The organism is Streptomyces sp. NPDC058864, assembly GCF_042742985.1.
Taxonomy (GTDB): domain Bacteria; phylum Actinomycetota; class Actinomycetes; order Streptomycetales; family Streptomycetaceae; genus Actinacidiphila.
The window spans coordinates 20,830-33,782 of record NZ_JBHYMQ010000053.1 but is presented as its reverse complement, the minus strand read 5'-3'; the positions used below and the strand labels follow the sequence as shown (position 1 = coordinate 33,782).

The 12,953-nt window shown below is 74.0% G+C and carries 11 protein-coding genes; 8 read left to right on the top strand and 3 right to left on the bottom strand.

Translation table 11 applies throughout. From position 1 onward, the window contains the following. The first annotated feature begins 83 nt into the window (after positions 1 to 83). The 3 genes from secD to ACFW3D_RS30525 all read left to right on the top strand — a co-directional run bounded on the left by secD (position 84) and on the right by ACFW3D_RS30525 (position 3,758). The gene (secD, locus tag ACFW3D_RS30535) at positions 84 to 2,348 is read left to right on the top strand and encodes a protein translocase subunit SecD (protein WP_500509482.1); all 2,265 of its coding nucleotides are present in this window, start codon (positions 84 to 86) and stop codon (positions 2,346 to 2,348) included. A 111-nt stretch (positions 2,349 to 2,459) separates the two neighbouring features. Beyond that, positions 2,460 to 3,284, top strand: coding sequence for an LLM class F420-dependent oxidoreductase (locus ACFW3D_RS30530; protein WP_500509479.1), 825 nt, complete (start codon positions 2,460 to 2,462; stop codon positions 3,282 to 3,284). 30 nt (positions 3,285 to 3,314) lie between these two features. Then, positions 3,315 to 3,758, top strand: coding sequence for a TIGR03668 family PPOX class F420-dependent oxidoreductase (locus tag ACFW3D_RS30525; protein ID WP_500509477.1), 444 nt, complete (start codon positions 3,315 to 3,317; stop codon positions 3,756 to 3,758). Between the two features lie 4 nt (positions 3,759 to 3,762). On the opposite strand, the gene ACFW3D_RS30520 is transcribed toward ACFW3D_RS30525, so the two are convergent. Together ACFW3D_RS30520 and ACFW3D_RS30515 are read right to left on the bottom strand one after the other, a co-directional pair. Further along, complete coding sequence (locus ACFW3D_RS30520) at positions 3,763 to 6,270, bottom strand: excinuclease ABC subunit UvrA (protein WP_500509475.1); 2,508 nt, start codon at positions 6,268 to 6,270, stop codon at positions 3,763 to 3,765. Positions 6,271 to 6,400: 130 nt separating this feature from the next. Then, positions 6,401 to 7,276 (bottom strand): LysR family transcriptional regulator, encoded by an 876-nt coding sequence (locus ACFW3D_RS30515; protein WP_500509473.1) that lies wholly within the window; start codon positions 7,274 to 7,276, stop codon positions 6,401 to 6,403. 192 nt (positions 7,277 to 7,468) lie between these two features. On the opposite strand from ACFW3D_RS30515, the gene ACFW3D_RS30510 reads away from it, so the two are divergent. Continuing rightward, positions 7,469 to 8,326, top strand: coding sequence for an aldo/keto reductase (locus tag ACFW3D_RS30510; RefSeq protein ID WP_500509471.1), 858 nt, complete (start codon positions 7,469 to 7,471; stop codon positions 8,324 to 8,326). 56 nt (positions 8,327 to 8,382) lie between these two features. Here the strand turns inward: ACFW3D_RS30510 and ACFW3D_RS30505 are convergent, their stop codons facing one another. Then, the gene (locus tag ACFW3D_RS30505; protein ID WP_500509469.1) at positions 8,383 to 9,150 is read right to left on the bottom strand and encodes an NPP1 family protein; all 768 of its coding nucleotides are present in this window, start codon (positions 9,148 to 9,150) and stop codon (positions 8,383 to 8,385) included. A 271-nt stretch (positions 9,151 to 9,421) separates the two neighbouring features. Here ACFW3D_RS30505 and ACFW3D_RS30500 point away from each other — a divergent pair, with 271 nt between their 5' ends. The 4 genes from ACFW3D_RS30500 to ACFW3D_RS30485 all read left to right on the top strand — a co-directional run bounded on the left by ACFW3D_RS30500 (position 9,422) and on the right by ACFW3D_RS30485 (position 12,877). Further along, positions 9,422 to 9,841, top strand: a complete 420-nt coding sequence (locus ACFW3D_RS30500) for a hypothetical protein (RefSeq protein ID WP_500509467.1) — start codon at positions 9,422 to 9,424, stop codon at positions 9,839 to 9,841. Positions 9,842 to 10,174: 333 nt separating this feature from the next. Beyond that, entirely contained in the window at positions 10,175 to 11,047 is an 873-nt protein-coding gene (locus tag ACFW3D_RS30495) for an aldo/keto reductase (protein WP_500509465.1), read from the top strand. Positions 11,048 to 11,124: 77 nt separating this feature from the next. After that, positions 11,125 to 11,976, top strand: a complete 852-nt coding sequence (locus tag ACFW3D_RS30490; protein WP_500509462.1) for a DUF3626 domain-containing protein — start codon at positions 11,125 to 11,127, stop codon at positions 11,974 to 11,976. Between the two features lie 172 nt (positions 11,977 to 12,148). After that, on the top strand, positions 12,149 to 12,877 hold the full coding sequence (locus ACFW3D_RS30485) for an HAD family hydrolase (RefSeq protein ID WP_500509459.1): 729 nt from the start codon (positions 12,149 to 12,151) through the stop codon (positions 12,875 to 12,877). Positions 12,878 to 12,953: the final 76 nt, after the last annotated feature.

Genomic DNA, 12,953 nt, shown 5'->3' with positions numbered 1-12,953 from the left:
GCCCTCCTCCACAGGCATCTGACACCCCATCACATCCTTCTCGCGCCGCCCGTGCGGCGCCGCCATGCCTGCTGGAGGCCCCCTTGACACGCGCCACGCGCGTGCGGGCGTTGCTCGCCCTCGTTGCCGTCGCCCTGTCCCTCTACGTCGCCGCCACCGTTCCGGTCCGCCTCGGGCTCGATCTGCGCGGCGGCACCCAGATCGTCCTGGAGACCCGCTCGACACCCTCAGTGCCCGCCGACGCCGAGGCCACCGCCCGCACGGTCGAGGTGCTGCGCGGCCGCGTCGACGCCCTCGGTGTCGCGGAACCCTCCATCGTGCGCTCCGGGGACCACCGGATCATCGTCGAACTGCCCGGCGTGCAGGATCCGGCGCAGGCCGCCGCCGTCCTCGGCCGCACCGCCCAGCTCACCTTCCACGCCGTGCTCGGCGCGGCCCGCGAAGGCGACGGCGCCACCACTTCGCTGCACAAGCGGCCCGCGGACCGCGTCCTCGCCGACGAGTCCGGGCAGTCGCTCCGGCTCCGCGCCGCCTCCCTGACCGGCGGGGACGTCAAGGGCGCGCAGGCCCGGTTCGACCAGGACACCGGTGCGGGATGGACCGTCGACCTCGACTTCAAGGGGGAGGGCCGGAACATGTGGGCGCGCCTGACCGGCGAGGCGGCCTGCCGTCCCCCGGGCGATCCGTCGCGTCGCGTCGCCATCGTCCTGGACGACAAGGTGATCTCCTCCCCGCAGGTCGACCCGTCGGTGGCCTGCGGCACCGGCATCACCGGCGGCTCGACCCGGATCACGGGCACGTTCGACGACGCCGGGGCACGCGAACTGGCCCTGCTGATCAGCGGAGGCGCCCTGCCCGTACCCGTGGAGACCGTCGAACAGCGCACGGTCGGTCCCACCCTGGGCGCGGCGGCCGTCACGGCCGCCGTCTGGGCCGCGGGCATCGGCACCGTGCTGACCTCGCTGTTCGTCATCGCCGTCTACCGCCTCGTCGGCGCCCTGGCCGTCGTCGGGCTCGCCTGCTACGGCTTGGTCTCCTACGCCGCGCTGGCCGCCCTCGGCGCGACCCTCACCCTGCCCGGACTCGCGGGCTTCGTCCTGGCGATCGGCATCGCCGTGGACGCCAATGTGCTCGTCTTCGAACGGGCCCGGGAGGAGTACGCGGCACGGCGCCGCGCCAGCCTGGGGTCCGCGCTGACCGGCGGGTTCCGGAACGCCTTCAGCGCCGTCGCGGACAGCAACGTCACCACCCTCATCGCCGCCGCGCTGCTGTTCCTCCTGGGCTCGGGGCCCGTACGCGGCTTCGGCGTCACCCTCGGCATCGGCGTCATGGCGTCCATGCTCAGCGCCCTGGTGATCACCCGGGCCCTCGCGGACCTGGCGGTCGCGCGGCCCTCCGTCCGGCGGCGACCGCACCTGTCCGGCATCGCGGGCATCGGCACCGTACGGGAGTGGATCACCCGCAGCGACCCCGACCTGATGCGCCGTCCGAGGCGCTGGCTCGCCGTGTCGGCGGCGGTCCTCGTCCTGGCGGGCTCCGGCGTCCTCGTGCGCGGTGCCGACATCGGGGTGGAGTTCACCGGCGGCCGGCTCATCGAGTACGCCACGGACCGGCCGGTGGGCGCCGACCGGGCACGCGAGGTCCTGGCCGCTGCCGGATTCCCCCGGGCTGTCGTGCAGACCTCGGGCGACGACCGCCTCACCGTGCGCACCGCGGACCTGACCGAGGCGGAGGAGGACCGCGTCACCGCGGCGATCAGCGGTCTCGGCGGGCGGGCGGACAAACTCCGCGACGAGTCCGTCGGGCCCGGCATCGGCGAGGAGCTGCGCCGGGGCGCCGTCATCGCCCTCGCCGTGGCGCTGGGCGCGCAACTCGTCTACCTCGCGGCGCGGTTCCGGTGGACCTTCGGCGCGGCGGCGGTGGTCGCCATGGCGCACGACGTCGTCGTCCTCGTGGGGGTGTTCGCCTGGCTCGGCAAGCCCGTCGACGGCGTCTTCGTCGCGGCCCTGCTCACCGTCATCGGGTACTCGGTCAACGACTCCGTCGTCGTCTTCGACCGGGTCAGGGAACTGACCCGGCGCGACCGGAAACGCGCCTTCGCCCGCGTCGCCAACACGGCCGTCCTGCAGACGGTGCCCCGCACCGTGAACACCGGGATGGGCGCGGCGTTCATCCTTGCCGCGCTCGCCGTGCTGGGGGAGGGATCGCTCGCCGACTTCGCGCTGGCCCTGCTCATCGGGCTGGCGGTGGGCACCTGGTCCTCCGTCTTCACCGCCGCCCCGCTCGCCGTGGAACTGCACCTCCGCGGGCGGGCGCGGGTGACGGTGCGCCCCGCGGCGGCCGGCTGAGGGGCACCCCGCGCGATGCTCCTCCCGGGTGGTCGTGGCCGCACGGCCACCCGGGCGGGGTAGGGAGCACAACGGGGCCAGTCCCTCGCCGCCGCAACCCACGGAGCCGTCGTGAAAATCGGGATCTCGACCTTCATCACCGACCAGGGCATCCGTCCCGCCCCGCTCGGAACCGCGCTGGAGGAACGGGGGTTCGACTCGCTCTTCATCGCCGAGCACAGCCACATCCCCGTACGGCGGGAGACCCCCTACCCCGGGGGCGGCGAGCTGCCGGAGATGTACTACCGCACCCTCGACCCCTTCGTGGCCCTGTCCGTGATCGCCGCCGTCACCCGGCGCCTGCTGCTGGGCACCGGGATCGCGCTCGTCCCGCAGCGGGACCCGATCCACACGGCCAAGGAGGTGGCCTCCCTCGACCTGGTCTCCGACGGCCGCGCGGTCTTCGGCGTCGGCGCCGGCTGGAACCGCGAGGAGATGCGGAACCACGGCGCCGACCCCGCCACCCGCGGCCTGCTCACCGACGAACGCCTGCGGGCGATCCGCGAGCTGTGGACCTCGGACGAGGCCGAGTTCCACGGCCGGTTCGTCGACTTCGACCCCGTCTTCGCCTGGCCCAAGCCGGTGCAGCGACCGCACCCGCCGATCTACGTCGGCGGCGGCGAGGGCGCGTTCCGCCGGGTCGCCGAATTCGGCGACGCCTGGATCGCCAACAGCAACGCGCCGGACGACCTCGGCCCGGGCATCGAGCGGCTCCGCGAGGTCGCCGGACGCGACGTGCCCGTGACGGTGTACGCCGTCCGCGGCGGCCCGGAGCAGCTCGAGGGCTACCAGCGGCTCGGCGTCGAGCGGGTCCTGCTCTACCTGCCGACGCTGCCCGAAGCGGAGACCCTGGAGCACCTGGACCGACTGGCCGCGCTCGCCGACCGGTTCCGCTGACCCGGGCGGCCACGACGAGGGGAGGGCCCGATGCCGGCCCTGACGGGCGGCGAGGCGCGTGAGCGCTTCGCCGCGGCACGCGTCGCCCGCCTGGCCACCGCCGACGCCGCCGGGACGCCGCACCTGGTGCCGGTGGTCTTCGCCGTGGACGGCGACACGGTCGCGCTGGCCGTCGACCACAAACCCAAACGGACCACGCGCCTCAAACGCCTGGCCAACATCGGGGTCAACCCCGCGGTCTGCCTGCTCACCGACCACTACGACGAGGACTGGGACCTCCTGTGGTGGGCCCGCGCCGACGGCACGGCCCGTGTCCTCCCGCCGGCCGGTGGACCGGGCGGAGGATCCCCCGCGGCCGCCCGCTGCGTCGCCCTGCTGACCGCCAAGTACGGCCAGTACACCGGCCGTCCGCCCGCGGGGCCGGTGGTCGAGGTCTCCGTACGGCGGTGGAGCGGCTGGCGGGCCGGCCGGTGAGCGGTCAGCCCGCCAGCCGGCGCGCCAGGTAGGCCGCGGTGCGGCTCCCGTCCGCCCCGGCCACCTGCGCGGGCCGCCCGGTGGCGACGACCCGCCCGCCCGCGTCCCCGCCGCCCGGTCCCAGGTCGATCACCCAGTCGGCACCCGCCACGACGCTCATCTCGTGCTCGACCACGAAGACCGAGTGGCCGGCGTCGACCAGTCCGTGCAACTGCCGCATCAGCAGCTCCACATCGGCCGGGTGCAGCCCCGTGGTGGGTTCGTCCAGCAGGTAGACGGTGTGGCCGCGGCGGCCGCGCTGCAGCTCCGACGCGAGCTTGATGCGCTGGGCCTCGCCGCCCGACAGTTCGGTGGCCGGCTGACCCAGCCGCAGGTAGCCCAGCCCCACTTCCTGCAGGGTGCGCAGGCTCCTGGCGACCGGCGGGACGTCCGTGAAGAAGCCGGCCGCAGCGTCCACGCTCATGCCCAGCACCTCCGCGACGTTCCGCCCCCGGTAGCGGACGGCCAGCGTCTCCTCGTTGTAGCGGTCCCCGTGGCAGGTCGGACAGGGGGCGTATGTGCCGGGCAGGAACAGCAGCTCGACGGCGACGAAGCCCTCGCCCTGGCAGGTCTCGCAGCGGCCGCCCGCGACGTTGAAGGAGAACCTTCCGGCCCGGTAGCCATGGCGCCGGGCATCGTCGGTGGCCGCGAGGAGCTTGCGCACCGCGTCGAACAGGCCGGTGTAGGTGGCGAGGTTGGAGCGCGGAGTGCGGCCGATGGGCTTCTGGTCCACCCGCACCAGACGGTCCACCGCCCGCAGCCCCTCCGCCACGACGCCGAACGACGGCCCGCCTACGGGACCGTCCCACGCGTCGCCGTCCTCGCCGTCCTCGGCGGCGTCCGCCGCAGGGTCCGCGCCGCCGGCCGGCCCCAGATGCTCCGTCAGCACCGCCGCGAGCACGCCCACCAGTGTGGACTTTCCCGAACCCGACACGCCCGTGATCGCCGTGAACACCCCGAGGGGCAGCTCGACGTCCACATTGCGCAGGTTGTGCCGGGTGACGCCGCGCAGGCCCAGCCACGACGACGGCTCCCGCCCGGCGCGCCCGGCGGCCGGATCGGGTCCCGAGGCGAACAGGAAGCGACGGGTGGCGGACTCGGCGACCGCCTCCAGGCCGTCCACCGGGCCGCTGTAGAGCACCAGGCCGCCGCGCTCGCCCGCGAGCGGCCCGACGTCCACGATCCAGTCCGCCCGGCGCACCACGTCCATGTCGTGCTCGACGACGAACACCGAGTTGCCCGCCTCCCGCAGCCGCACCAGAACGGTCAGCAGCGCCTCGCTGTCCGCCGGGTGCAGCCCGGCCGAGGGCTCGTCGAGCACGTACACGACGCCGAACAGACCGGAGCGCAACTGGGTCGCCAGGCGCAGGCGCTGCAGCTCGCCGGGGGAGAGCGTGGGCGTCGTGCGGTCCAGGCTGAGGTAGCCCAGGCCGAGTTCGGTGACGACCTCGATCCGGGCGACGAGGTCGGCGCAGAGGGTCGTGGCGATCTGCCGTTCCGGACCTTCGGGGAGGTCGTCCACCGCGCCGTCCGCGGCCGGGCGCAGCACGTCGGCGAGCCGCGCGAGCTGCATCGCGTTGAGCTCCGCGATGTTCCGCCCGGCGAAGGTGACGGCCAGGGACTCCGGGCGCAGCCGGCTGCCGCCGCAGGCGGGGCAGGGCGAGCTCTCCAGGAACCGCTCCGCGCGGGCCCGCAGCGCCGGGCTCTTGGAGTCCGCGAAGGTGTGCAGCACGTACCGCCGCGCGCTCTGGAACGTGCCCTGGTACGGACGCTGGATCCGGCCCGCCTCCCGCACCGGGTGTACGGTCACCACCGGCTGCTCGTCGGTGAACAGGATCCACTCCCGGTCCCGCGGGGGCAGGTCGCGCCAGGGCCGGTCCACGTCGTAGCCGAGCGTGCTCGTGACGTCGCGCAGGTTCTTGCCGTGCCAGGCTCCCGGCCAGGCGGCGATCGCCCCGTCCCGGATGCTCAGCGAGGGATCCGGGACCATCAGCTCCTCGGTGGCCCGGTGTACCCGGCCCAGCCCCTGGCAGACCGGGCAGGCACCGGCGGCCGTGTTCGGCGAGAAGGCGTCGGAGTCCACGGGCTCGGCCCCCTGCGGGTAGCGGCCCGCGCGGGAGAAGAGCATGCGCAGCGTGTTGGACAGCGTCGTCACCGTGCCCACGTACGAGCGGGAGGTCGGCGCGCCGCGGCGCTGTTCCAGGGCGACCGCCGGGGGCAGCCCCAGGACGTCGTCGACCGCCGGCGCGCCCACCTGGTGGATGAGCCGCCGGGCGTACGGGGCGACCGACTCGAAGTAGCGGCGCTGCGCCTCCGCGTAGATCGTGCCGAACGCGAGCGAGGACTTCCCCGAGCCGGAGACCCCCGTGAACACCGCCAGCGCATCCCGGGGGACGTCCACGTCGACGTTCCGCAGATTGTGCTCGCGGGCGCCGCGCACCCGGACGTACGGGTCGTGGGCCGAGCTGTTCATGCCCCTCCGGGGAACGGTGCGGCGGTACGGGACGGGCGTGCGGCGCGGCGCCCCCGGCACCAGTGTGCGTGCCGGTGCGGGTGCCCGCAGGTCCACGGCGGGGCCGCCGGTGCGGGCGTGGCAGGTGACGTCACGGCAGGTAGGACAGCAGCTTGCGGGCGGCGGGGGAGACGCGGTCCTCCTGGGGCAGGGCGGCCGACACCTCCCAGAGGTGCTCCTCGGCGCCCGCCAGTGCCACGGTGCGCAGCCCCGCGGCGTGCTCCTTGCGGGCGATGGGCCGCGGCACGACGGCGATCCCGAGCCCGTGGTGGACCAGGTCGATCAGGCTGTGCACGTCGTTGACCTCCAGGGCGACCCGGCGCTGCACGCGGTTCGCGGCGAAGGCCCGGTCGGTGAGCCCGCGCGCGCCCCAGTCGGGGTGGAAGTCCACGAACTCCTCGCCGCCGAGGTCCGCCCAGCCCGCCGTCTCCGCGCCGGCCAGCCGGTGCGCGGGGTGGCACAGCAGGACCATCGGCGCCCGGGTGATCGGCATCAGCCGCACCCCCTCGGGCGCCTCGCCGCTCAGCGCCGTGAACGCCACGTCCAGCCGGCCGCTGGTGATGTCCTGCACGAGGGCCGCCGACCCGGCCTGCCGCAGCCGGACCTCGACGCCCGGGTGCCGGGCCCTGAAGCGGGCCAGCAGCGCCGGCACGTCGACGCCCGCGAGGCACTGCTCGGTGCCGATGGTGAGCACACCGCGCATCAGGCCCTGCACGGCCGCCACCGCCTCCTTGGCGGCCCGTACGCTCGCCAGGGTCCGGCCGGCCTCGTCGAGCAGGGCCCGGCCCGCCGCGGTCAGCTCCACGCTGCGGGTGCTCCGCACGAAAAGCGGCGTCCCGAGCTCCTGCTCCAGGGCGCGCACCGAGGCGGACAGGCCCGACTGGGAGATCATGAGCCGCTCGGCGGCGCGGGTGAAGTGATGCTCCTCCGCGACCGCGACGAAGTACTCCAGGTGGCGTAGCTCCATGATTCAGAAGCCTAGCTCCTGAATGCGTTCGCTTTCTTCTATTGGACGTGTGGGTGCAGCTCCGGCGAGGCTTGCCCCGTGCCCGCACGGCCGCGGCCCGTATCCGGTCGTGCAGGCACGCCATCAGTGCGCAAATCAGTGCGCCGTCGGTGCGCAAGAGCCGAGACGCAAGCCGAGAAAGGCCACGTACCCATGCAGACTCGCCGCATCGGCGACACCGAGGTCAGCGCGATCGGTCTGGGCGGCATGCCCATGTCGATCGAGGGCCGCCCGGACGAGGCGCGGTCCATCGACACCATCCACGCGGCGCTCGACGCCGGTGTGACGCTGATCGACACGGCGGACGCCTACCACCTGGGCGCCGACGAGGTCGGCCACAACGAGACGCTGATCGCCAAGGCGCTCGCCTCGCACGGACGCGGTTCCGACGTCCTCGTCGCCACCAAGGGCGGTCACCTGCGCCCCGGCGACGGCCGCTGGACCCTCGACGGCTCGCCCGAGCACATCAAGCGGGCCTGCGAGGACTCGCTGCGCCGGCTGGGCGTGGAGGCCATCGGCCTGTACCAGTTCCACCGCCCCGACCCCAAGGTGCCGTACGCGGAGTCCGTCGGCGCGGTGCGCGACCTGCTCGACGAGGGCAAGATCCGCATGGCCGGCGTCTCCAACGCGGACCCGGACCAGATCCGGCAGGCCGACGAGATCCTGGGCGGCCGCCTGGTCTCCGTGCAGAACCAGTTCTCCCCGGCGTTCCGCTCCAGCGAGCCGGAGCTCGAGCTGTGCGACCGGCTCGGCATCGCCTTCCTGCCGTGGAGCCCGCTCGGCGGCATCTCCCAGGCCGGCGAACTCGGCTCGTCCTACGCGCCGTTCGCCCGGGTCGCCGAGGCCCACGGGGTCAGCCCGCAGCGCGTGTGCCTGGCGTGGATGCTCGCCAAGTCCCCGTACGTGATCCCGATCCCGGGCTCCAGCCGTCCGGAGACCATCCGCGACTCGGTGGCCGCGGTGGAACTCGTGCTCACCGCCGAGGAGATCGCGGAGCTGGACGCCGTCTGACGTGTTCGCGTCCGGGACGGGGCAGGGCGGTGCGCCGCCCCGTCCCGGCGCGCCCGTCAGGCGTTCGGGTCGAACGGGATGCCGGCCGGCTTGGCCTTCGCCAGGTGGGCGTTGAAGTTGCCGTCCTTCAGGCCGAAGACCGCGCTGCCGAAGTCGGCCTGGCTCAGCTTGTCGCGCAGGCCCGCGGGGTAGCCGTTCCAGCCGATCAGGTCGGGGAACTGCCAGCCGTGGTAGTGGTTTTCCGGCGGCTCGTCGTTGGTGTTGGCGGGACGGAAGCAGTGCGTGCTCGCGCCGTCCTTGTGGTAGACGACCTTGGGGTGGGTCCCGTCCCAGCGGATCTGGTCGCGGCCGTAGACGTTGAAGTTGCCGTGCGCCGAGGTGGACACGTACTGGGCCTCGTTGTCCTTGACCCAGACCACGACGTGCTCCCAGTCGTGGCGGTGGCCGCCGAGGCTGATCCCGGGTATGGCCTGGTCCTTCTCGAAGTAGAGGCCGTAGATGATGGCGCACCAGCCGTTGTTGCACTTGTAGCGGGCGTAGCCGTTGGTGTTGTCCAGGTCCGACTGGTCGCGGCAGCTGCCGTTGAGGGCGCCGGTGGGGTTCAGGCCCGGGTTGATGGTGCCGTCGGGGCCGATGGCGGGGGTGGGGTAGCAGCCGTCCGTGTCGTAGTCGAACGCCGGCTGGAACGTCTGCTCCAGGCCGTCCGCGTTGGCGGGCAGGGCGGTGGGCGGCGCGGCGAACGCCGTCCCCGGAAGGGCGATCACCAGCGCGACCGCGCCGCCGACGACAGCCGGGACCCTGCCGATACGCGAGCTTCTCTTCACTTGCTTCCTCCTGGTCGACCGCGGTGGGGGAATACACGGCCTGATTGACATGCCCGGATCAGCCTGTCCGAACCGCGTTGACACGTCGGGCCTCGCCGGGTGTCCCCTTGATGAAGCGTCAACCAATAGCGGGGGCAGGCACGGTGGGCCACGACGTCCCGGGACTGTCACCGCCGGGTACCGATCCGGTCCGCTCCCGGGACATCGGCGGGAGGATGCCGTTGGATGGCGGCGCCGGACGTCGTGGGGGCGTCCCGGAGGAGGGGGAACCATGAAGTACGCAGTCCCCGCAGCCCTGTTGCTGCTGCTCCTGACCGCGTGCGGCGGCAAGGGCGCCGAGGCCGGCGGCGGAACGTCGTCCGGTACACCGGGGCCCGACGCGAGCGCGAGCGCGTCGAGGACCGCCCCGGCGGGGGAGGCTTCGCAGGACGGCGACGGCAACCCCGTCGACGCCGCCGCGTTCTGCGCGTTCCTCACCGACGAGCAGTCCGAGGTGAAGGACGCCGGCTCCGGCGTCGGCGCACAGGCCGCGCTCACCATCGACCTGGCCACCTGGGTCGCCGACCACCCGGAGCAGCAGCCGCGCACCGCAGCGGACTTCGACGCCGCCGCGCAGGAGGGCTGCCCCGAGGTCCGCGAGTCGATCCTCGCCGCCACGGGTCACGACAGCCTCAAGGAGGCGGTCGGCTGACGGGCCGCCCCTGTGAGCGGGCCCGGGGAGGCCGGGCCCGGGGCCGACCGGAAAGGTCCCGCCCCCGTCCTGCCGGCGCACATGACACGCCGCACACGCGACCGCGGCCTCGACAAGGAGACCGCGGTGCGGGACGGCCGGTGCGCCGGCGCGGTCCTCGGCTCCGGCGCGGGTCCCGCGAGACCCCGGTGGTGACGTACCCCCCGGGAGTCCTGGGTGGGCGGGCGGGCGGCGAGGTGACGGAGCCGGTCGGCGTAGTCCGCCGCGCGGGGAGCGGGCGCCGCGCCGAAGCTGGTGAACAGCCGTCCGCCGGCACGACCCGAGGAGACCCCCATGACATCCACGAGCGCGGAGGCCGACGCCCACGACTCCGGCACCTTCGACCTCGGCGGTGACCTGCCCGTCCACCGGCTCGGCTACGGAACGATGCAGCTCACCGGCGAGGGGGTGTGGGGCGATCCCGCGGACCCCGACGAGGCCGTACGGGTCCTGCGGCGTGCGGTCGCGCTCGGCGTCACCTTCATGGACACCGCGGACTCCTACGGGCCCTTCACCGCCGAGCTGCTCATGCGCAAGGCCCTCCACCCCTATCCGCCGGACCTGGTGATCGCCACGAAGGCCGGCTTCGCACGCCCCGGACCCGGCGAGTGGGTCGCGGTCGGGCGGCCCGCGTACCTGAGGCAGCAGGTCGAGCTGAGCCTGCGCCACCTGGGCGTCGAGCGGATCGACCTGCTCCAGCTGCACCGCGTCGACCCCGAGGTGCCCATCGCGGACCAGGTCGGCGAACTCGCCGCCATGCAGCAGGAGGGCAAGATCCGCCACATCGGGCTCAGCGAGGTGACCACCGCCCAGATCGAGGAGGCATCGAGGACCGCCACCATCGTCTCCGTCCAGAACCGCTACAACCTCGCCGACCGCGCGTCCGAGGACGTCCTCGCCCACGCCGAGCGGCACGGCATGGGCTTCATCCCCTGGTTCCCGCTCGCCACGGGCGGACTGGCACGCGAAGGCAGCCCCCTGGACCGCATCGCCGAGGCACACGGCGCCCGCCCGTCCCAGCTCGCACTCGCCTGGCTGCTCAGGCGCTCCCCGGTCATGCTGCCCATCCCCGGCACGTCCAAGGTCGCCCACCTGGAGCACAACATCGCCGCCGCGGGCATCCGGCTCACCGACGCGCAGTACGACGAGCTGACGGCGGCGGCCTGACGCGGAGGCGTCGTCACCGAACTGCGGGCGGGGATACGCGGGTGCGAACCTCCCGTCGTCCACGGGAGACTGCGGGGATGACGCCCGACGCCGCCGCCCCGACCCCGCGCGAGCGGGCCCTTCGCCATGTGGCGGCACTGTCGTCGGGCCCTCCGGTGGATCCGGGGCTGCGGGTGACCCTGAACTTCCACCCGGACAGGGTGGCGCGCGGCGAGCCGGTGCTGGAGGCCCTGGCCGAAGCCGGGGTCTACCTCTCGCAGTTCGTCACCGGGACGGGCAACGGCGGCCTGACCGCCCGTCCGGGCGGCGACCGGTGGCGGTGGGAGAGCCGCATCTTCGGCGGCGCGTACGACGCCGCACCGGCCGCCGGACGGCCCGTCTACGGGGCGCTGAATTTCCGCCGCAAGACGGTCGGCGCCGCCCCGCGGTTCGGGTCCGCCCACTTCCGCCTGACCGCCCGGACCCTGGCGCGCACGACGTTCTGCTACCCCGACAGCCACTTCGAGCCCTCGGACTTCGGCGTCGGGGAGCACATGGGCCTGATCGCGCTCGCCCTGGCCGACTCCAAGGACGCACTCGACGACTACATTGAGGCGCAGGTCCACGGGCCGGTGCGCCTCGACCGCGACGTCGAGGCGCTGGTCCTGGACCCCTGCTACCGGGGCACGGCCGTGGAGGACGCCGCCCTGTGCCTGCCGTGCCCCGTGGAGTGGCACGGCGGCTTCCGGCTCACCGTCGAGGAGCTCCGGCTCCGGCCCGCGTACCGCGGTCAGGAGTACGTGGACCTGGGCGCCGTGATCGCGGTCGACGGCGTGCTCGACCCGCGGCTCGTCGGCCTGGCCGCCGCCACGGGGCGGTACGACCCGCAGGCCGTCAAGAAGGTGTGGCACTGCCTCGCCCGCTTCGGGACGGCCACCGCTGGAAGTTGAGGCCCTGTCGCACAACGCATCGGAGACCGGGGGACGATGACCGCAGCATGCTTCGGGGGCTGGACCTGGGATGCCGCGGCACGGGACGGCAGGATCGGCGTCACCGTCCGGCTGTCCGAGGAGGGCCCTGCGTGCCTGGCGGGGCACGCGGAGCGTGCGGTAGGAAGATCCGATGACACGCCATCCCGTCTGCGGTCCCGAAGGTCCCCTGCGCGCCACGGCCGCCGCCCGCGCCTCGCTGCCCGTACGTGCCGTGCTCTTCGACTTCTCCGGCACCCTGTTCCAGATCGCCTCGTACGCGGACCGGATCCGCGCCGTGCTCGGACGGCCCGTGGACGAACCGGAGATGGACCGGCTGCTGGACGGGCTGGCGGCGGGGCTCACGGACCCCGAGGTGGTGCGCGCGCAACCGGGCCGGGACGTCTCCTCGAAGGCGCACCGTCACGCCTTCACCACGTGGTACGCCTCCGTTCCCGAACTCGCGCCCCACGCCGACGCGCTCTACGACCAGTTGCGGTCCCCCGGCCACTGGGTGCCGTACGCCGACGCCGGGGCCACACTGCGGTCCCTGCGGGACGCGGGCATCGCCCTGGGCGTCGTCAGCGACGTGGGCTGGGACCTGCGGCCGACCTTCGCCCACCACGGGCTCGACCGGCACTTCTCCGCGTGGGTGCACTCCTACGCGTACGACACCGAGAAGCCCGACCCCGTTCTGTTCGGGCACGCCTGCGGAGCGCTCGGCGTCGACCCCGCCGAGACGCTGATGGTGGGTGACCACCCCGCCAAGGACGGCGGCGCGGCCGGCGCGGGACTGCGCTCGTACGTCCTGCCCGCGGGTGCCGCCCCCGGTGCGCACCGCGGCCTGGACGCGGTCCTCCGGCTGACCGGCGTACGGTCCTGAACGGACGGCGGGCGACGCGGGCCCGGGCGTCGGGCGGAGCTTGAGCGGCACGTGCTCCTGCCGCCGTCACGGGGAG